The organism is Roseateles sp. So40a, from assembly GCF_048081605.1.
Lineage (GTDB): Bacteria > Pseudomonadota > Gammaproteobacteria > Burkholderiales > Burkholderiaceae_C > Roseateles.
In genome coordinates this window covers 2,321,362-2,337,889 of the sequence record NZ_CP182288.1, presented here as the reverse complement: position 1 = coordinate 2,337,889, position 16,528 = coordinate 2,321,362, and the positions used below count along the sequence as shown (strand labels likewise).

The following is a 16,528-nucleotide window of genomic DNA, read 5'->3' as shown; positions in this document are numbered from 1 at the left end:
GAAAGAAAAAGAAGTCCCATGACCAAGATCCTGTTGATCGGCGCGAACGGCCAGATCGGTTCCGAGCTGGCGGTGGAGCTGGCCCGGCGCCACGGCAACGCCAACGTCATCACGAGCGACGTGGCCCCGCAGGGCCGCGTGCCGCAGCTCACGCACGAGATGCTGGACGTGACCGACGCGGCCGCGCTGGCCGCGGTCGTCAAGCGTCACGGCATCACGCAGATCTATCACCTCGCCGCGGCCTTGTCGGCCACCGGCGAGAAGCATCCGATGTGGGCCTGGGACCTGAACATGAAGGGCCTGCTCAACGTGCTGGAGCTGGCGCGCACGGAGAAGCTGGAGCGTGTGTTCTGGCCGAGCTCGATCGCGGCCTTCGGTCCGCAGACGCCCAAGCGCGACACGCCGCAGACGACGGTGATGGATCCGACGACGATCTACGGCATCTCCAAGCTGGCCGGCGAGGGCTGGTGCCGCTGGTATCACGCCAACCACGGCGTGGACGTGCGCAGCCTGCGGTATCCGGGCCTGATCAGCTGGAAGACGCCGCCGGGCGGCGGCACGACGGACTACGCCGTGGAGATCTTCCACGAGGCGCTCAAGCACGGCCGCTACACCTGCTTCCTGAAGGACGACCAGGCGTTGCCGATGATGTACATGCCCGACGCGCTGCGCGCGACGATCGAGCTGATGGAAGCGCCGGCCGAGCGCATCACCGAGTGGGGCAGCTACAACCTGGCGGGCGTGAGCTTCACGCCGGAGCAGATCGCGGCGTCGATCCGGCGCCGCATCGCGGGCTTCGAGATCGACTACGCGCCGGACTTCCGCCAGAACATCGCGGCGAGCTGGCCGCAGTCCATCGACGACACGGTCGCCCAGCGCGACTGGGGTTGGAAGCTCGGTTACGACCTGGATGCGATGGCGGACGACATGCTGGCGTCGCTGAAGGCGCAGGCGGAGCAGGCCAAGGGCTGAAGCCCCCGACTGCGCGGACAATGGCGGCGATCCTTCGCTGCCGTCCTTGAACCATGTCCCGACTCGCCACCGAATTCCAACGTCTGTACGCGGCCGGTCCGTCCGGCGAGCGCCGCGCGCTGGTGCTGGACGTGGGGCGGCCGTCGGATTGGGAGTTGCTTGGCCAGGTGTGGCGCGAGGTGCAGCTGGCCTTGTCGCTGCCCGCGCCGGCCATCGCGATCGCCGGAGAGAACAGCTATCAGCTGTGGTTCTCGGTCGAGCGAGGCGTGACGCCTGCGGACGGGATCGCGTTCCTCGAGGCGCTGTCGCGGCGCTACCTCACGGGCATCGCGCCGACGCGCGTGCGTTGTCTGACCGAGCCGCCGGCGATGCCGGCCGAGGTGAAGGAAGGCCAGTGGTCCGCATTCGTGGCGCCGGACCTGGCGCCGGTGTTCGTCGAGGCGACATGGCTGGACATTCCGCCGGGTGCGGAGGGGCAGGCCGATCTGCTGAAGCCGCTCAAGCCGATCACCCCTCAGGAGTGGGAGGCGGCGGGGGAGTTGCTGCGCGAGAAGGCGGAGAAGCCTTTGCTCGCGACCGCGCCATCGCAGCCGACTTTGGCGGGTCCGTCGACGGAGGTGATGGCGCCGTCGACCGCATTCACCGATCCCCGCGCGTTCCTGCTGCACGTGATGAACGACGCGACGGTGCCGATGGCGTTGCGGATCGAGGCGGCGAAGGCGCTGATCCAGGAATCAGGCAAGTCCTGACCCCGATCCGCCAGCGTTCTCCGAACGTCGACATCGATAGGTCAATGACGTCGGCATCACGTCCCGACAGAGTTGCAGTCTTCCTTCTTGGAGGTGCTACTCATGTCGCCCAGTGTTGTCGAATCTCAGTCCATGGTCTCGCCCGAGGATCTCTACATCCTCGACGTCAGCGAGTTCTCGAAAGACCTCTATCGGATGGGGAATGCCACTTGGCCGAGGTTCACTGATGGACGCGCCCGCGTTGACGTGCCGATTTCGATGCTGAACGGTGTCGAGGTCGTGGTGGCCAACGGCAACGGCTTTTCGGCATTCGACCGGATCACTCAAGCGATGCGGCAGCCTGGGCGCAAGGTCTGGCGCATCATGAAGGGCGCTCAGATTCCATCGGAGCTGGTGCTGGTCAAGGACCGCCGATCGCATCAACATGGGCACTACATGATCGCGCCAGCTGTCACGATGCCATTGAAGAAGTTTCTCGGCGCGCTGGAGGAACTCGGCATGGATCGGAGCCGGGTGCAACTCATTGTTGAAGGAGATTCAGATGCCAGCTAGGTTGATCGTCGGCGAGTACAACGTCTTGTGGGAGGCGTTGAGGCACTATGAGCAGCACCTTCTAGGAGTCGCCGCCAACGCGGCGGATGAAGACGCTCAGTTGGATGCAGATGACCGACTTCTCAAGCTGAATTCGATTCGCACCGTCATGCAGGTCGCAGCGAAAGAAGACTGGGATCTGGATCTGAGGTGAACGACACGGCTGACGAAAGCAGATCGGGAAGGAGCTCTTCACCATGAGTTCAAACGCGTACGTGATCACCTATCGGGGCCAAGCAGATCCTCCACCGCAGGAAGAGCGCGATCTGCTCGCGGCACTCGACACGGTCAGCGTGGTCGATCGCATGCCGGGGATCGTGCTGGTGGAGGGCGACACCGTCGATGTCGAGACGTCGCCGGAACGATTTCCAGCTTGGACCTGCTCGCCAGAAGTCGCGCTGGAACCGTAGCCGCGGCGAACACGGTGACGATCAGAACGGAATCTTCCCCGTCCAGATGTCCTTGTACATGACCCAGTCGCCCATGAAGCTGTAGAGCGGGCGCTTGAACGAGGCCGGCTTGTTCTTCTCGAAGCCGAAGTGCCCGATCCACGCGAACGCGTAGCCGCACAGCAGACCCACCAGCACGAAGCTCCAGGTCTGCGTCGCGATCGCATACGCCAGGCACATCAATCCCAGCGTCGAGCCCACGAAATGCAGCCGGCGGCAGGTCCGGTTCCGGTGCTCGCCCAGGTAGAACGGATAGAACTCCGCGAAGCTGCGCATCGCCTTCACACGATCCGCGGTCGCGGGTCCATCGGCATCGCGCGGCGTGTGGGGCAGGGGGCTCGTGCTCATGATCGTCTCCTGGCGCGACCTCCGAGAGCCCCACGCGGGGTCCTCTCGGGGTCGTCATCTCGATGGTGCTCGTGACCGTACGACGCTCAGGCCAGCGCCGCCTTCAGCGCAATCAACATCCCTTCCGGCGCCTCGGTCATCAGTGAATGCCCGGCGGGCAGCGTCTGCACGCGCGCGCCCAGCAGCTCCGCCAGCGACTTCGCTGCCTTCGGCGGCGTCATCGCGTCCTTCGCGCCCAGGATCATCTCCGCCCGCACGCCTGCCGCCGTCACCTGCGCGACAGCCTCCGGCGCGCGCTGGTATCGATCGCAGACCAGGAAGTCGTGCTCGAACAGATTGCCCTGCGCGTAGCCGGCCTGCATGCGCTCCATCAGCGCCTGATTCGATCCCTGCAGCCAGGCGCCCGGGCCCGGGTACGAGGGCTTGTTGGCCGTCGACGCATGAGAGAACGCATTGACCATCGCCATCGCTGCCAACGGGCGCTCGCGCGAGGTGCTCAGCAGCGCGTCCGACACCTTCATCGGCCACGCCGTGCCGACCATCACCAGCCGCGACACCCGCGCCGGCCGCTGCGCCGCCGCTTCGAGCGCGATCAGCGAGCCCATCGAATGTCCGACCAGCGCGACCCCGCTCGCCGCGCTCTCGGCCGGCGCCGACGCCGACGCCGATGCGACACCCGCCGCATCGAGCAGCGCGTTGATCCAGCCGCCAAGCGACTCGACGTCGCCGAGCGCCGGACCCGCGCTGCGGCCATGGCCGGGCAGGTCGACCGCCAGCACGCTTCGTCCGTGATGCGCGAAATGCCGCGCCAGCAGCGTCCAGACGCTGTGATCGTGCAGCGCGCCGTGGATGAACACGACGCAGGGCAGGGCGGGATCGAAGCGCTTGCCGCCGGTGTAGGCATAGGCCGCATGGCCCTGCACCGTCAGCCTCAGCGCGGTCGACTGGCCCGCGGGATTCCGGGTTGCTTGAACGCTCATTTGGCGGCCACCTTCAGCGCGGATTTCAGGTCGGCGATCAGGTCGGCGGGATCCTCCAGACCGATCGAGAGACGGATGGTGCCGGCGCCGATGCCCGACGCGGCCAGCGCGGCGTCGTCCATGCGGAAATGCGTCGTCGACGCCGGATGGATGACCAGCGAGCGCGCGTCGCCCACGTTGGCCAGGTGCGAGAACAGCCGCAGCGACTCGATGAAGCGCCGGCCCTGCTCGCGCCCGCCCTTGAGGTCGAAGCTGAACACCGCGCCCGCGCCTTTGGGCAGCAGCCGCTGCGCCAGCGCGTGATCCCGATGCGAGGCCAGCCCCGGGTAGTTCACCCGGGCGACGATGTCCTGCGCCTCGAGAAACTCCGCGACCTGCTGCGCGTTGCTCACGTGGCGCTGCATGCGCAGCGGCAAGGTCTCGATGCCTTGCAGCATCAGCCAGGCGGTGTGCGGGCTCATGCAGGCGCCGAAGTCGCGCAGCCCCTCGCGGCGCGCGCGCAGCAGGAAGGCGCCCACCGTGCTTTCCTCGGTGAAGACCATGCCGTGGAAACCGTCGTAGGGCTCGGTGAGCTCCGAATACCGTCGCCAGTCGCGGCTGGCCGCATGGGCGCGATCCCAGTCGAAGCGCCCGCCGTCGACCAGCAGTCCGCCCACCACCGTGCCGTGCCCGCACAGGAACTTGGTGGCCGAGTGGTGCACCAGGTCCGCGCCCAGCGCGATCGGTTGTTGCAGATAGGGCGTGGCGAAGGTCGCGTCCACCAGCAGCGGGCGATGCGCCTCATGGGCGATCTGCGCGATGGACGGGATGTCGAGCACGTCCAGACCGGGATTGCCCAGGCTCTCGCCGAGCAGCAGTCGGGTCTCGGGCCGGATCGCTGCGCGCCAGGCGTCGAGGTCGCCGGGGCGCACGAAGGTCGTGGAGATGCCGAAGCGCTTGAGCGTGTAGTGCAGCAGGTTGTGCGAGCCGCCGTAAAGCGCGCTGGAGGCCACGATGTGGTCGCCGGCGCCCGCGATCGTCGCGATGGCCAGGTGCAGCGCGGCCTGGCCGCTGGCCGTGGCGATGGCGCCGACGCCGCCATCCAGCGCGGCGATGCGCTCTTCCAGGACAGCGGTGGTCGGGTTGGAGAGCCGCGAGTAGACGTGGCCGCTGCGCTCCATGTTGAACAGACCGGCGGCCTGCTCGGCGCTCTCGAACACGAACGAGGTGGTCAGGTGCAGCGGCACGGCACGGGCGCCGGTGGTCGGGTCGGGCGCGGCCCCGGCGTGTAGCGCCAAGGTATCAAAGCCCGGGTCGGAAGGACCTGACATGGGGTGTCTCCTGCTTGTTATGAGGCCGGATGGCGTCTTGTGGGATCTGGCGCCGGGCATTGTGTGCTATGTTGGCAGCCAACTTTTCCTCACGTTTTTCTCAGGCGACCATGAAAGTCTCCGACATCCTGCGCGTCAAGGGCAGCACGCTCTTCACCGTTTCTCCCGACACGCCGCTCGCGCAAGCCGCCGAGACCATGGCCGAACGCGACATCGGGTCGCTGGTGGTGATGGAGTTCGGTGACCTGGTGGGCATGCTGACCTTCCGCGAGGTCATCCAGGCCGTGGTCAACAACGGCGGCAGCGTGGGCACGCGGCTGGTGCGCAGCGTGATGGACGACGCGCCGCTGACCTGCACGCCCGAGACCGAGATCGACGAGGTCCGCCGCATGATGCTGGGCCGCCACGCTCGCTACATGCCGGTGCTCAACGGCAGACAACTGATGGGCGTGATCTCGTTCTACGACGTCGCCAAGACGGTGGTCGATTCGCAGGACTTCGAGAACCGCATGCTCAAGGCCTACATCCGCGACTGGCCGAGCGAGGACGGCGCCAAGGCGTCCTGATCCCCACGATCCCAAATGAGAAAACGCCCCGCGTCTTGCGACGCGGGGCGTTCTTCATTGCAGGTCCAACAGCAGACTAGACGAGGCTTACATCCAAGCCACCCCGTAATAGTCGTAGACCTTGCGGCCGTATTCATCCGAGTACTCGGGGCGATCCGTCTGCGCGTAGCGCGGTGCCTTCTCGAGCTGGTCCTCGCGCAGCGGCACGACGTAGCCATCCAGGCTGGTGTCGTACTTCAGCATGTTCCACGGGATCGGATACCGGTCGGTACCGATGCCCATGAAGCCGCCGAACTCGAGCGCCGCGTAGCGGACGAGGCCGGAACGCTTGTCGATGACGAGGTTGTCGATGCTGCCGAGCTTGTCGCCGTTGCCGTTGTAGACCTTCGTGCCTTCCACGCGGTCCGAAGCGATGGTGGTGCTTGCCATGGGGCGTCTCCTACACAGTTGCGATAAGGTCCTTGAGGCAAGGCGCGTGCCGTCGACGCGCCACACACGCGGGAATTTCCCTTGCCTCGACACGGAAACCCCGAACAACGCCGCGCCGCCCACCGCCGATGAAACTGCCCCCCGCCCTCCGTGAAGCCGTCGACATCGTCAGCGAGGCCGCCCAGGGCTGGAGCGACGACAACGCCCCCAGCATGGGCGCGGCGCTCGCCTACTACACGCTGTTCTCGATCGCGCCGCTGCTGCTGATCGTCATCAGCGTGGCCGGCCTGGTCTTCGGCGAACAGGCCGCGCGCGGCGAGGTGATGGAGCAGCTCTCCGGCCTGCTCGGCACGCAGGGCGCGATGGCCGTCGAGGACCTGCTCAAGCGCGTGAACCGGCCCGAGGAGGGCGGCTGGGCCGCGGCCATCGGCACCGTCGTGCTGCTGGTCGGCGCGACCTCGGTCTTCGCGGAGCTGCAGAACTCGCTGAACCGCATCTGGAAGGCGCCGCCCCCGCGCAGCGGACCGGTCTGGCAAGGGCTGGTGACGCTGCTGCGCAAGCGGCTGCTGTCGCTGGGGCTCATCCTCGGGCTGGGGTTCCTGTCGATGGTCTCCATGGTCGCCAGCGCGGCGCTCGCCGCGGTGAGCAAGTGGTGGACGCCCTGGCTGGGGACCGAGTTCGTGCTGCTCGCGCAGATCCTGAACGGCACGCTCGCGTACGCGCTGATCACGGTGATGTTCGCGGTCATCTACAAGTGGGTGCCGGACGTGCCGGTCCGCTGGCGCGATGTGTGGCTCGGCGCGCTGATCACCTCGGCGCTGTTCAGCCTGGGAAAGACGCTGATCGGCGTGTACATCGGACGCAGCGGCGTGAGCTCCGCCTACGGCGCCGCGGCCTCGCTGGTGGTCATGATGTTGTGGGTCTATTACTCGACGCAGGTCTTCCTGATGGGCGCCGAGCTGAGCTGGGCCTTCGCCAAGCGCCACAGCCTGCGCGAGGAGGCCGCCGCCACCGCCACGCGCGCGCTGCAGGCGGGCTGAACGTCCGCCGGATCCCGCTGCGCGCCGCGCTTCAGGCGAGCGCCCGATCACCCGCCAGGCCGCGCCGATCCTCGTCTTGCGTCCGGCATGCCGATTGCCCTGTCTCAGGGATCATGATCGCGACCCTCGACACGGCCGCCGCCGCCACGCCGGTGATGCTGCAGACCGCGGCCGAGGCGCGCCATCGCCGATGGTGCAATGTCCGGCGGGTGCTGCTGGTGCGGCTGGATGGGGTGTCGGGCGTGCTCGGATCCACCGCCTCGTTCGCGGCGATCCACGAGACGATGCCGTGGTCACAGTCCACGCTGCTCACCGCGCCCGAGGCAGCGGGGTTGCGGCCGCACCTGCAGGCGATCGACGACCTGCTGACCTTCAACGCGCCGTGGACCGCCGAGGGTGCCGCCGCGCTCGGTGCCGAACCCGCCACGATGCGCGGCGATGCCGAGATGCATCTGTTGCGCAAGCTTCGGCGCAGCCACTTCGATGCCGCGGTGCTGTTCTCGGCGACGCCCGGCGGGGCGCTGCCCGCCGCGCTGCTGTGCCGCATGGCGGGCATCCCGCTGACGCTGGCGCATGTGCGCGAGCCCGCGCATGGCCTGCTGAGCGACGAACTGCTGGACGACGGTCTGATCCAGGACGACACGCGCCGCCAGTTGGCGCTGGTGGCGCATGTCGGCATGTCGACCACCGATGAGCGTCCGCGCCTGAGGCTCCTGCCCAAGGACAGCCACCACATGCGCAGCGCCTTGCAGCAAGCCGGCCTGGGCTTCGGTCAGCGTTACGTGCTGGTCTGCCCGGGCGGTGGGGTGGGGCGCACCAGCACGCCCGCGGCCTTCGCCGCCGCGATCGAGGTGCTGCTGCGGACCTGGGCCGACGACACCGCCGTGGTCCTGTGCCCGATGCCCGGTGACGAGTCCGCGCTGCCGGCGCTGCGCGCCGCGATGCCGTCGCGGGGGCAGGTCTTGCCGGTCGTGGGGGCCTTGGGTGAACTGGCGGCGCTGATCGCGGATGCACGCCTGTTGATCGCCACCGACGACCTCCCGCTGACGATCGCGGCGGCGGTGCGGGTCCCGGCGGTGGTGCCTGAAGACACCTCCCGCCGCGACTTGATCCTTTCCTGAACTGGCGCCGGACCATCAGCGACCCAAGGACACGCCCCGATCTGGAGCGTGTTCCGTTTCAGCGAAATCGATGCCCATGCTTCACCCGTCCCCCTCCCATTTCACGCCATCGCCGACCCCGTCCTGGGCGTCGCCCGACCCCCTGGGCAGCGAGTCGTGCGTGAATCACGCCGCCGTCTCTTCCTCGGACGACGATCCGGACGCGCGCCCCTCCGGCCACTCCTCCCCACCTCAGGCGTACAGCAGATCCCAAGCGCGCGGCTGCGGTTTCGAGCCTCCGATGAGCGCGACCGCACGCGATGCAATGCGAGGACGCGAGCGTTTCCAGTCCGCGGCGAACCCGCCCCCGCGCCAGCCGCCGCCCGCTGCCGAGCCGATGGCGCAACTGTGGCAACAACAACTGCAGCACCAGCAGCAAGCGCTGGAGTTCCAGTTCGCATCGAATCACCTGAACCACATGGCCCAGCTCGTCCAGAACGCGCAGGCGATGGTGAACGGGTCCTTCTGGCCGACGTGGTCGCCGTATGTCACCGTCGCGCCGAGCCTGCCGTGTGTGGTCGGCACGCCGTATTTCTCGCCGTACTACGCACCGTTCGATCCCAGGGACAACTGGAGCACCGCCGGCGCGTTCGGGGCCGGCATGTTGGGTGCGGGCGTGATCGGTGCCGGACTGCTGGGCTGCGGCGTCGTCGCCAACACCTTGGGTCATGCCGTCGGTTCGACCTTCGGTGGGGCGATACGCGGACTCGTTGACGCATTCTGCTGGTGAACTTCACGAGGAAATTGGTCACCAGACGTTCGAGCGGGCACGGTGCTTGCCCACTTGTCGGGCCGCGCGTGGACGTGCGGCGGATGGCTTCGGAATGGACGGATGTCCACCCGACGCGCGGATTCAGACCATGACCGGGAAGCGCGCTGTTCCCGTTGACCAAGGAGTTCCTCCATGCACCTGCGAAAGCTCGCCTGGGCCTTGCCGCTGATGCTGGCCGCCACCGCGGCCAGCGCGGACAGTTCCGGCAGTTTCCAGGAGGGTGCGAAGCTCGCCTCGTTGGCTCGCCCGGAGCCCGTCGCGGCCCCAGCGACCACGCCCTCCCACGTCCCGCACACTGGCGTCAGGCTCGTGTCCGCGGGTCCGGCCGATGCGCGGATCTCAAGCTTCGCACCGGCCTCCGCCAAGCCCGGCAACCCTTCCACGGCGCCCGTGGATGTGGAGCCACGCGACGCCCGTTTCGAAGTCCGCAACTTCCTGACCCTGGTGGTCGCGCTCGCCCTGGTGGGCTGGATCCAGCGCCGCCGCCGCGATGCCTGACAACACCCCCACCCCGCGGTGCCCGCATGTCGGACACCACGCACCGGCCCGGTTTGAATCACCCGCGCCGGTGCCTTTTTTTCGGGCGTGTAGTTCGTATGGCGTTCATTGACGAACGAGTCGCGGATTTCGCACCGGAATTTTTTTCAAATCGATTCGCGCAGGGGGCTGGCAATCCGGTCGCTTGCTGCAAGAATGAGTTAGAGCGCTTAGGCGGACCTACTTCACGAAGTGGGTCGCCTCCAAGATTTTGCTGACCCCACCACGAAGGATGACCCGGTGACCCATGCGTTGATCGTGGATGACGACATTGATTCCGTCGCCACCCTGCAGGAACTGATCGCGAGCGAGAAATTCACCGTGTCGGTGGCCCACACCCTGCGCGATGCGCGCCGACACATTGCCCTGCAACAGCCCGACGTGGTGCTGCTCGACCTCCAGCTGCCGGATGGCAACGGCATGGAGCTGTTCCAGGATCCGCAGCTGGTGGCCAATTCCGAGGTGGTGCTGATCACCGGCCATGCCAGCCTGGACACCTCGATCCAGGCGCTGCGCATGGGCGCGGCTGATTACCTGGTCAAGCCGATCAACATCAAGCAGCTCCAGGGCGTGCTGTCGCGGGTGATGAAGCCGGCCGCGCTGCAGGCCGAGGTCTCCGAGCTGAACGCCAACCTGGCCAACACCGGCCATTTCGGCCTGCTGTGGGGCCGCACGCAGCCGATGCAGCGCATCTATGAGCAGATCTCGCGCGTGGCGGGCACCAGCGTGTCGGTGTTCATCAACGGCGAGAGCGGCACCGGCAAGGAACTCGTCGCGCAGACGGTGCACGACCTGAGCCGCCGCCGCAAGAAGCCGTTCCTGGCGGTCAACTGCGGCGCGATCTCGCCCAACCTGATCGAGAGCGAGATCTTCGGCCATGAGAAGGGCGCGTTCACCGGCGCGGACAAGCAGCACGAGGGCTTCTTCGAACGCGCCAGCGGCGGCACGCTGTTCCTGGACGAGCTGACCGAGATGCCGATGGAGCTGCAGGTCAAGCTGCTGCGCGTGCTGGAGACCGGGCGCTTCATGCGCGTGGGCTCGACGACGACGCTGGACGCGGACGTGCGCGTGATCGCCGCGTCCAACCGCCCGCTGCTGCAGGCGGTGCAGGCCGGCAAGCTGCGCGAGGACCTGCTGTACCGCCTGAACGTCTTCCCCATCGAGATGCCGCCGCTGCGCGAGCGCCTGGATGACGTGCCGCTGCTGGCGGATCACTTCCTGCGCCAGATCGCCGCCAAGGAAGGCAAGAACAAGCGCTTCACGGCCAAGGCGCTGGCCCAGCTGCAGACCTACCACTGGCCCGGCAACGTGCGCGAGCTGCGCAACGCCGTGCAGCGCGCCTATGTGATGGCCGTCGGCGACACGGTCGACGAGCAATGGCTGCCCAAGGGCGAGGGCGCCGATGTGGCGGCGATGTCCGGCGGCGCCGCGACCTCGGCCAGCGCCGCGGCGGCGACGTCGATCGCCGCGAATGCCGCGAACGCCGGGAGCGCTGCTCAGTCGCTGGCCGGTGGAGCGGGCGCCGCGGAGGTCTCCGGCCCGTCGGTGACGATGCCGCTGGGCAGCTCGATGGCGCAGGTGGAGAAGGCCTTCATCCTGGCCACGCTGCAGCATTACAAGCATCACAAGGAGCAGACGGCGGCGGTGCTCGGCATCAGCCTCAAGACGCTCTACAACCGGCTCAAGGAGTACGCCGCCGAGGACGCGGCCACGGGCGCCTGAGCCCCGACGGCGAGCTGGCATACCGCCTGCCTGATCCGGGCAGGAGGTTCACATGTCACTTCGCTGGGTGTCCGATTGCGAGCCGGGCCTGCGTCGCGTGAAGGCGGCGCGGGGCTTTCGATACGTGGATGCGGACGGCCGACCCGTGCGGGATGCCGGCACGCTGCATCGCATCCGCGCGCTGGCGATCCCGCCGGCCTATGTCGACGTCTGGATCTGCGCCCGCGACGACGGCCACATCCAGGCCACCGCGCGTGACGCGCGCGGTCGCAAGCAGTACCGGTATCACGCCGACTGGATGGCCCTGCGCGGGGACAACAAGTTCGGCCTGCTGCTGGATTTCGGTCAGCGCCTGCCGCGCCTGCGTCGCGCGGTGCAGCGCCGGCTGCGTGACGGCGGACTCGACCGCGAACGCGTGATCGCCGCGCTGGTGCGGCTGCTCGACCGGACCTGGATGCGCATCGGCCACCGCGAGTACGCCCGCGCCAACGGCTCGTACGGGCTGAGCTCGCTGCTGTCGCGCCATGTGCAGGTCAAGGGCGACGCGCTGCTGCTGAGCTTCCCGGGCAAGAGCGGCGTGCGCCATCAGCTGGCCGTGCGCGACGACCGCGTCGCGGCGCTGGTCAGACGGTGCCGCGACCTGCCGGGGCAGGAGCTCTTCGGCTATCAGGACGAGGCGGGCGAGCCTCACCGCATCGATGCCGCCGATGTCAACGACTGGCTGGCCACCGTCGGCGGCCCCACCTGCAGCGCCAAGGTCTTTCGCACCTGGCATGCGAGCGTGCTGGCGCTGGACCTGCTGCGCGAGCACGCGACGCGGGGCACCGCGCCGGTCGACGCGATCAAGCAGACGCTGCAGGCGGTGTCGGCCCGCCTGGGCAACACCGTGGCCGTGTGCCGCAAGGCCTACGTTCACCCGGAGGTGCTCGCCTGGGCGCAGTCGGGGCGCATCGAGGCGCTGCCCGCGCAGCGCTGGATGACGGCTCCGCCGGCGATGGCCGGTCTGAGCGTGGCCGAGCGCCGCCTGATGGGCCTGCTGCGCACGCAGCCGCGCGTGGAACTGGCTACACCTGCGCCGGCGCCGCGGCCGGTGTCACGCCGATCGTCGCCCTCGAAGGCATCGCGTCCCGCTGCCCCATCCCTTGCGCAGCGTAAGCAGCGTCCAGGCCATCCGCCGCGGACGTCGCGGTCGGCGCCGACGCCTCGTTCATCGCGTGTGCCTGCAGCACGTGATCGGCCAGCGACGGCCAGTCGCTGAAGACCCCGGCCGGCTCGCGCAACGGCGATCGACGCCAAGCGGTCTCACCGCCGGTGTCCAGCAGCAGTCCGGTCGCGCCGGCGCGGTGGCCGGCCTCGACGTCGTCCAGCAGGTCGCCCAGCATCCAGGAGCGCGTCAGGTCCAGCCCATGCGCGCGCGCCGCTCGAGTGAGCATGCCCGGCGCCGGCTTGCGGCACAGGCAGGCCGGGCGGCCCTGCGCGTCGGGCGCGTGCGGACACACGGCCACGTCGTCCAGCGTGACGCCGAAGCCTTCCTGGAGCTGACGCAGCAGCGCGCCCTGCAGCCGCGCGAACTGGGCGCGGGTGAACGCGCCGCGGGCGATGCCGCTCTCGTTGGTCACGAGCACCAGCGCGAGCCCGGCCGCGCTCAGCCGGGCCAGCGCCTCGCCGGCGCCGGGCAGCAGCCGCAGGCGCTGCGGATCGTGGACGGCGCCGTCATCGGGTTCGACGAGCGTGCCGTCCTTGTCGAGGAACACCGCCGGCCGCAGCCGGGCAGGCGAAGGGGAAGGAGAGGGCGAACCCACATCGCGCCGGGCGCGCGAGCCGGCGGAGAAATCGAGGTCGTGAAGGGAGAGGGTGGTCAGGGGGGCGTCGAGCCAGGCGGTCACGGGGGTGGCCTCCTGTCGCGCTCAGCGGACCCAGCCGTAATCGGTCTGGCGCGGCGCCAGCGACTGTTTGTGCCGCGCCATCATGCCGGTCTCCCGTCGCCCGCCATCAGAGGCCGGATCGATCATCACGCCGCTCGGGGTGACCGGGTCGGCGGTGGTGGAGGTCGCGGCCGTGGTCACCGGAGGCGAGGCCGGGGTGACCAGGTGGCTGCTCCTGGGCGGCGGCAGCAACTGCGCGAGCCGGTCCAGCGTATGACGCACGTCCAGCGGCTTGGCCCAGAGTTCCTGGAAGCCGCAGCTCAGCGCGTCGAAATCGGAATCGGCGGTGACCGCGATCGCGGGCACCTGGGCCCAGCCGCGCCGCATGCGCAGCAGCTTCAGCAGGTCGGAGCCATGGCAGTCGGGCAGGTTCAAGTCCACCAGCAGCAGCGAGGGCTGCAACTGCGCGCTCAGCCGCCAGGCCGGCATGCCGGCCTCGGCCACGTGGAGCCGCAGGTCGCGGCGTTGCTCGAACATCGCCTCCATCACGATGACGTTCAGCGGGCTGTCCTCGATGTACAGCACCGTGGTGAGACCGTCGTTCATCAGTTCGCTCCTTCCCTGTCCGTCCTTGGTTGGTCGCGAGATGTGGCAAGCGTCGTGCCTGGAAACCTCCCCTGATCCGGGGATTCCCCGAGTGAATTCGGCTCGTCCGGTGTAACCGGTACATGGCTCGCGCGTCAACGTCGGCGACATGTCGACGCGGAATTGATCTTCCGCGCTTCGTCATCGGGAAAGGCGAAGCGGTCGATGGGTACGAGGCTTGCCTTGCCGAGGAGGACTCTCCCACTTCAAGGAGCGAGCATGGCCACCCGTCAACGCAGCGGCGCCGCGAATCCGGCTGCCGACATTCCTGATGACGCCGCGGAACACCGTCCCACCAGCTTCGGCGTGCACAAGCCGGTGGATCACGTGGTGATCAGTTTCCCGAGCGCGCCCGACGCCGGCCAGGCCCGCGCGGCGCTGGCCGCGCATGGCATCGCCGGGGAGGATCTGCACGCCTTCAGCGACCACGAGATGGTCGCGATGGTCGCGCGCGACCTGAAGAACGCGAGCCCGCTCGCGGCCATCGGGCAGGAGATCAACCTGCTGCGGAGCCACGGCGAGCTGGCCGAGCGCGGATACCACTTCCTGGTCGTGCGGGCGCGTGATGACGACCAGGCCCGCGAGATCGCCGAGATCGCGCGCCGCAATCGGGCCGAGCGGGCGCAGTACTACGGCCACTTCATCATCGAGGAGCTGCTCGAGCCCGAGGGCGGTCGCCCGCAGGTGGCCGAATCGCCGCATCGCGGGCTGGACGCGCATCCCAAGCCGGAGCTTCCGAACTGAGCGCCGGGGCACGCCCCTTGCCCTGGACTTACCCGTCACCCCACCTGCAGATCACCCCCGCAAGGACGAAAGGACTTTCCTCATGAGCACCACTCCGAACAACGAGAAGAGCGACAAGGCCACCCCGTTCACCACGGCCAGCGATGTCGCCAAGGCTGTCAACGGGACGGGCAGCAGCGCATCGAGCACCGCGACCTCCGGCACCGGCCCGTCGAGCACGGCGGCGGCGGATCTGGTGAACCGTGTCGCGGACAAGGCGCACGCCACCATCGACAAGCTGGCGACGACGGCGGTGCCCGCCGCGGAGCAACTGCAGAAGAGCCTGGAAGACACGAATTCCATGCTGCACGATCGCGCCGACCGGCTGCGCGCCACCGGCAACGAATGGTGCGACGGTCTGCGCGCCAATGTCCGCGAACATCCGCTGATGGCCGTGGGCACCGCGCTGGCGGTCGGCATGCTGATCGCGCGCCTGACCCGCTGAGGCCCGACCGCCCATGAGCGACGCGCCGCACGGCTCGCCCCAATTCCCTCCGCCGTTCCCGCCTCCATTCCCACCGCCGCCCGCGCCGCCGCACGGTCCTCCACCCGCCTCGGCGGGCGGTGCGCCTTTCGGCGACCCGGCCGCGGCGGCGGGCTCTGGGTCAGGCCCTGTGCCGCCGATGTCCGAGTCCTGGCTGGGCGACCTGCAGGGCATGGCCCGCGCGGCGCGCGGCATGGTGTCGGGGCGGCTGCTGCTGCTCTCTCTGGAGCTGCGCCGCGCCCGTCACGGGCTGGTGAGCCTGGTGATCCTGGGCGTGGTCGCCGCGATTGCCGGTGCCACCGCGTGGATCGCGTTCTGGGCGCTGATCGCCGCGCTGGCGGTGCACTTCGGGTTGAGCTGGCCCTGGGCCTTCGCCGGCGTACTGGTGCTCAACCTGCTCGTGCTGGTCTGGGTGGCCGCCGCGATGAAGGCGCTGACGCCGATGCTGGCCTTGCCCGCGTCCCGTCGCCAATTCCACTGGCTGTTCAACGATCCGATGGATCCCGAGGAATCGAGCGCCGATGGCCGCACCGCAACACCGCCCTGATCCCCGCCGCATCCCCGACGTGCCCGATCGGGCGACCGGGCCGGAGACGCTCGAGGAGCTGTCGCTGCGCATCGAGATGGCGGAGCTGCGCGTCGTGCGCCGCGATCTCGAATACCGCTTGCATTGGGATTCGCTGCAGCAGCGCGGCAAGGCGGTGCTGGTTCCCAGTCGCTGGCTGCTGCCCGCGCTGGGCACCGGCGCGAGCTGGCTGTTCTGGCGCGTGGTGCGCGGGAAGAAGCGGCGACATGCGCGCGATCACCGTGATCACGAGCGGCATGATCGTCAGCACTTCGCCGATTCGGCCGAGCCGCACCGCGGGCATCGATCGCATGAAGCCGCGGCGGGCGAGGGCAGCGCGCGGCCGGAAGTCGGCACGCTGCAGCTGCTGACGATGCTGTGGGGATTCATGCCCGCGCGCATCCGGCTGCAGGTCGGGCCCGAGATTACCCAGTTGCTGCTGGGACTCGTCGCGGGCTACATGCAGGGGCGCAAGCAGCAGCGAGAGGATGCTGCGCCGTCTCGCAGCACCGACTCCCGCTGACGAGCCCTCACCCCAATCCCTCTCCCGCTTCGCAGGAG

At 68.7% G+C, this 16,528-nt stretch carries 21 protein-coding genes and 1 pseudogene; 16 read left to right on the top strand and 6 right to left on the bottom strand.

What is annotated here, in order from left to right:
- The first annotated feature begins 18 nt into the window (after window positions 1-18).
- The 5 genes from ACNI65_RS10795 (at window position 19) to ACNI65_RS10775 (ending at window position 2,722) form a co-directional block, all read left to right on the top strand.
- Window positions 19-972 carry an NAD-dependent epimerase/dehydratase family protein gene (locus tag ACNI65_RS10795; protein WP_416762971.1) on the top strand — a complete coding sequence of 318 codons (954 nt, stop codon included), beginning with the start codon at window positions 19-21 and terminating at the stop codon, window positions 970-972.
- A gap of 53 nt (window positions 973-1,025) precedes the next feature.
- Window positions 1,026-1,721 (top strand): hypothetical protein, encoded by a 696-nt coding sequence (locus ACNI65_RS10790; protein WP_416762969.1) that lies wholly within the window; start codon window positions 1,026-1,028, stop codon window positions 1,719-1,721.
- A 132-nt stretch (window positions 1,722-1,853) separates the two neighbouring features.
- Window positions 1,854-2,273, top strand: coding sequence for a hypothetical protein (locus tag ACNI65_RS10785; protein WP_416762968.1), 420 nt, complete (start codon window positions 1,854-1,856; stop codon window positions 2,271-2,273).
- Complete coding sequence (locus tag ACNI65_RS10780) at window positions 2,263-2,466, top strand: hypothetical protein (RefSeq protein WP_416762967.1); 204 nt, start codon at window positions 2,263-2,265, stop codon at window positions 2,464-2,466. The genes ACNI65_RS10785 and ACNI65_RS10780 overlap by 11 nt, the downstream gene beginning before the upstream one ends.
- Window positions 2,467-2,509: 43 nt before the next feature.
- Window positions 2,510-2,722, top strand: a complete 213-nt coding sequence (locus tag ACNI65_RS10775) for a hypothetical protein (RefSeq protein WP_416762966.1) — start codon at window positions 2,510-2,512, stop codon at window positions 2,720-2,722.
- Window positions 2,723-2,743: 21 nt separating this feature from the next.
- Here the strand turns inward: ACNI65_RS10775 and ACNI65_RS10770 are convergent, their stop codons facing one another.
- The 3 genes from ACNI65_RS10770 to ACNI65_RS10760 form a co-directional block, all read right to left on the bottom strand.
- Window positions 2,744-3,109, bottom strand: coding sequence for an Mpo1-like protein (locus ACNI65_RS10770; RefSeq protein ID WP_416762964.1), 366 nt, complete (start codon window positions 3,107-3,109; stop codon window positions 2,744-2,746).
- Window positions 3,110-3,195: 86 nt separating this feature from the next.
- Window positions 3,196-4,044 carry an alpha/beta hydrolase gene (locus ACNI65_RS10765; protein ID WP_416763605.1) on the bottom strand — a complete coding sequence of 283 codons (849 nt, stop codon included), beginning with the start codon at window positions 4,042-4,044 and terminating at the stop codon, window positions 3,196-3,198.
- 41 nt (window positions 4,045-4,085) lie between these two features.
- Complete coding sequence (locus ACNI65_RS10760) at window positions 4,086-5,399, bottom strand: O-acetylhomoserine aminocarboxypropyltransferase (RefSeq protein ID WP_416762963.1); 1,314 nt, start codon at window positions 5,397-5,399, stop codon at window positions 4,086-4,088.
- Between the two features lie 110 nt (window positions 5,400-5,509).
- Between ACNI65_RS10760 and ACNI65_RS10755 the strand changes: the two genes are divergently transcribed.
- On the top strand, window positions 5,510-5,965 hold the full coding sequence (locus tag ACNI65_RS10755; RefSeq protein ID WP_416762962.1) for a CBS domain-containing protein: 456 nt from the start codon (window positions 5,510-5,512) through the stop codon (window positions 5,963-5,965).
- A gap of 87 nt (window positions 5,966-6,052) precedes the next feature.
- Here ACNI65_RS10755 and ACNI65_RS10750 read toward each other — a convergent pair whose 3' ends face one another.
- Window positions 6,053-6,394, bottom strand: coding sequence for a PRC-barrel domain-containing protein (locus ACNI65_RS10750; RefSeq protein ID WP_088404154.1), 342 nt, complete (start codon window positions 6,392-6,394; stop codon window positions 6,053-6,055).
- 128 nt (window positions 6,395-6,522) lie between these two features.
- Here ACNI65_RS10750 and ACNI65_RS10745 point away from each other — a divergent pair, with 128 nt between their 5' ends.
- The 6 genes from ACNI65_RS10745 to ACNI65_RS10720 all read left to right on the top strand — a co-directional run bounded on the left by ACNI65_RS10745 (window position 6,523) and on the right by ACNI65_RS10720 (window position 12,883).
- Window positions 6,523-7,434, top strand: coding sequence for a YihY/virulence factor BrkB family protein (locus tag ACNI65_RS10745; RefSeq protein WP_416762960.1), 912 nt, complete (start codon window positions 6,523-6,525; stop codon window positions 7,432-7,434).
- A 113-nt stretch (window positions 7,435-7,547) separates the two neighbouring features.
- Window positions 7,548-8,555 (top strand): glycosyltransferase family 9 protein, encoded by a 1,008-nt coding sequence (locus ACNI65_RS10740; protein WP_416762959.1) that lies wholly within the window; start codon window positions 7,548-7,550, stop codon window positions 8,553-8,555.
- 280 nt (window positions 8,556-8,835) lie between these two features.
- Window positions 8,836-9,324: a hypothetical protein gene (locus ACNI65_RS10735; RefSeq protein ID WP_416762958.1), complete on the top strand. Its 489-nt coding sequence runs from the start codon at window positions 8,836-8,838 to the stop codon at window positions 9,322-9,324.
- A gap of 174 nt (window positions 9,325-9,498) precedes the next feature.
- Entirely contained in the window at window positions 9,499-9,864 is a 366-nt protein-coding gene (locus tag ACNI65_RS10730) for a hypothetical protein (protein WP_416762957.1), read from the top strand.
- A gap of 279 nt (window positions 9,865-10,143) precedes the next feature.
- Window positions 10,144-11,625, top strand: a complete 1,482-nt coding sequence (locus ACNI65_RS10725; RefSeq protein ID WP_416762956.1) for a sigma-54-dependent transcriptional regulator — start codon at window positions 10,144-10,146, stop codon at window positions 11,623-11,625.
- A 52-nt stretch (window positions 11,626-11,677) separates the two neighbouring features.
- The gene (locus ACNI65_RS10720) at window positions 11,678-12,883 is read left to right on the top strand and encodes a DNA topoisomerase IB (RefSeq protein ID WP_416762955.1); all 1,206 of its coding nucleotides are present in this window, start codon (window positions 11,678-11,680) and stop codon (window positions 12,881-12,883) included.
- 55 nt (window positions 12,884-12,938) lie between these two features.
- Here ACNI65_RS10720 and ACNI65_RS10715 read toward each other — a convergent pair.
- Both ACNI65_RS10715 and ACNI65_RS10710 read right to left on the bottom strand, forming a co-directional pair.
- Window positions 12,939-13,379 (bottom strand): annotated as a pseudogene (locus ACNI65_RS10715) (D-glycero-alpha-D-manno-heptose-1,7-bisphosphate 7-phosphatase); the annotation flags it as partial.
- Window positions 13,380-13,532: 153 nt separating this feature from the next.
- Window positions 13,533-14,096: a response regulator gene (locus ACNI65_RS10710; RefSeq protein WP_416762953.1), complete on the bottom strand. Its 564-nt coding sequence runs from the start codon at window positions 14,094-14,096 to the stop codon at window positions 13,533-13,535.
- A gap of 258 nt (window positions 14,097-14,354) precedes the next feature.
- Between ACNI65_RS10710 and ACNI65_RS10705 the strand changes: the two genes are divergently transcribed.
- The 4 genes from ACNI65_RS10705 (at window position 14,355) to ACNI65_RS10690 (ending at window position 16,490) form a co-directional block, all read left to right on the top strand.
- A complete protein-coding gene (locus ACNI65_RS10705) occupies window positions 14,355-14,879 on the top strand; it encodes a hypothetical protein (RefSeq protein WP_416762952.1) in 525 nt (174 codons plus the stop codon).
- Between the two features lie 82 nt (window positions 14,880-14,961).
- Window positions 14,962-15,363, top strand: a complete 402-nt coding sequence (locus ACNI65_RS10700; protein ID WP_416762950.1) for a DUF883 family protein — start codon at window positions 14,962-14,964, stop codon at window positions 15,361-15,363.
- 178 nt (window positions 15,364-15,541) lie between these two features.
- Complete coding sequence (locus ACNI65_RS10695) at window positions 15,542-15,949, top strand: hypothetical protein (RefSeq protein WP_416762949.1); 408 nt, start codon at window positions 15,542-15,544, stop codon at window positions 15,947-15,949.
- The gene (locus ACNI65_RS10690; RefSeq protein WP_416762947.1) at window positions 15,924-16,490 is read left to right on the top strand and encodes a hypothetical protein; all 567 of its coding nucleotides are present in this window, start codon (window positions 15,924-15,926) and stop codon (window positions 16,488-16,490) included. Before ACNI65_RS10695 ends, ACNI65_RS10690 begins: the two co-directional genes overlap by 26 nt.
- Window positions 16,491-16,528: the final 38 nt, after the last annotated feature.

Excerpts from the sequence above, each read along its gene's own strand:
- ACNI65_RS10795 (WP_416762971.1), top strand. The coding sequence starts at position 19 with ATGACCAAGATCCTGTTGATCGGCGCGAACGGCCAGATCGGTTCCGAG.
- ACNI65_RS10790 (WP_416762969.1), top strand. The coding sequence starts at position 1,026 with ATGTCCCGACTCGCCACCGAATTCCAACGTCTGTACGCGGCCGGTCCG.
- ACNI65_RS10785 (WP_416762968.1), top strand. The coding sequence starts at position 1,854 with ATGGTCTCGCCCGAGGATCTCTACATCCTCGACGTCAGCGAGTTCTCG.
- ACNI65_RS10780 (WP_416762967.1), top strand. The coding sequence starts at position 2,263 with ATGCCAGCTAGGTTGATCGTCGGCGAGTACAACGTCTTGTGGGAGGCG.
- ACNI65_RS10775 (WP_416762966.1), top strand. The coding sequence starts at position 2,510 with ATGAGTTCAAACGCGTACGTGATCACCTATCGGGGCCAAGCAGATCCT.
- ACNI65_RS10770 (WP_416762964.1), bottom strand. The coding sequence starts at position 3,109 with ATGAGCACGAGCCCCCTGCCCCACACGCCGCGCGATGCCGATGGACCC.
- ACNI65_RS10760 (WP_416762963.1), bottom strand. The coding sequence starts at position 5,399 with ATGTCAGGTCCTTCCGACCCGGGCTTTGATACCTTGGCGCTACACGCC.
- ACNI65_RS10755 (WP_416762962.1), top strand. The coding sequence starts at position 5,510 with ATGAAAGTCTCCGACATCCTGCGCGTCAAGGGCAGCACGCTCTTCACC.
- ACNI65_RS10750 (WP_088404154.1), bottom strand. The coding sequence starts at position 6,394 with ATGGCAAGCACCACCATCGCTTCGGACCGCGTGGAAGGCACGAAGGTC.
- ACNI65_RS10745 (WP_416762960.1), top strand. The coding sequence starts at position 6,523 with ATGAAACTGCCCCCCGCCCTCCGTGAAGCCGTCGACATCGTCAGCGAG.
- ACNI65_RS10740 (WP_416762959.1), top strand. The coding sequence starts at position 7,548 with ATGATCGCGACCCTCGACACGGCCGCCGCCGCCACGCCGGTGATGCTG.
- ACNI65_RS10735 (WP_416762958.1), top strand. The coding sequence starts at position 8,836 with ATGAGCGCGACCGCACGCGATGCAATGCGAGGACGCGAGCGTTTCCAG.
- ACNI65_RS10730 (WP_416762957.1), top strand. The coding sequence starts at position 9,499 with ATGCACCTGCGAAAGCTCGCCTGGGCCTTGCCGCTGATGCTGGCCGCC.
- ACNI65_RS10720 (WP_416762955.1), top strand. The coding sequence starts at position 11,678 with ATGTCACTTCGCTGGGTGTCCGATTGCGAGCCGGGCCTGCGTCGCGTG.
- ACNI65_RS10710 (WP_416762953.1), bottom strand. The coding sequence starts at position 14,096 with ATGAACGACGGTCTCACCACGGTGCTGTACATCGAGGACAGCCCGCTG.
- ACNI65_RS10705 (WP_416762952.1), top strand. The coding sequence starts at position 14,355 with ATGGCCACCCGTCAACGCAGCGGCGCCGCGAATCCGGCTGCCGACATT.
- ACNI65_RS10700 (WP_416762950.1), top strand. The coding sequence starts at position 14,962 with ATGAGCACCACTCCGAACAACGAGAAGAGCGACAAGGCCACCCCGTTC.
- ACNI65_RS10695 (WP_416762949.1), top strand. The coding sequence starts at position 15,542 with ATGTCCGAGTCCTGGCTGGGCGACCTGCAGGGCATGGCCCGCGCGGCG.
- ACNI65_RS10690 (WP_416762947.1), top strand. The coding sequence starts at position 15,924 with ATGGCCGCACCGCAACACCGCCCTGATCCCCGCCGCATCCCCGACGTG.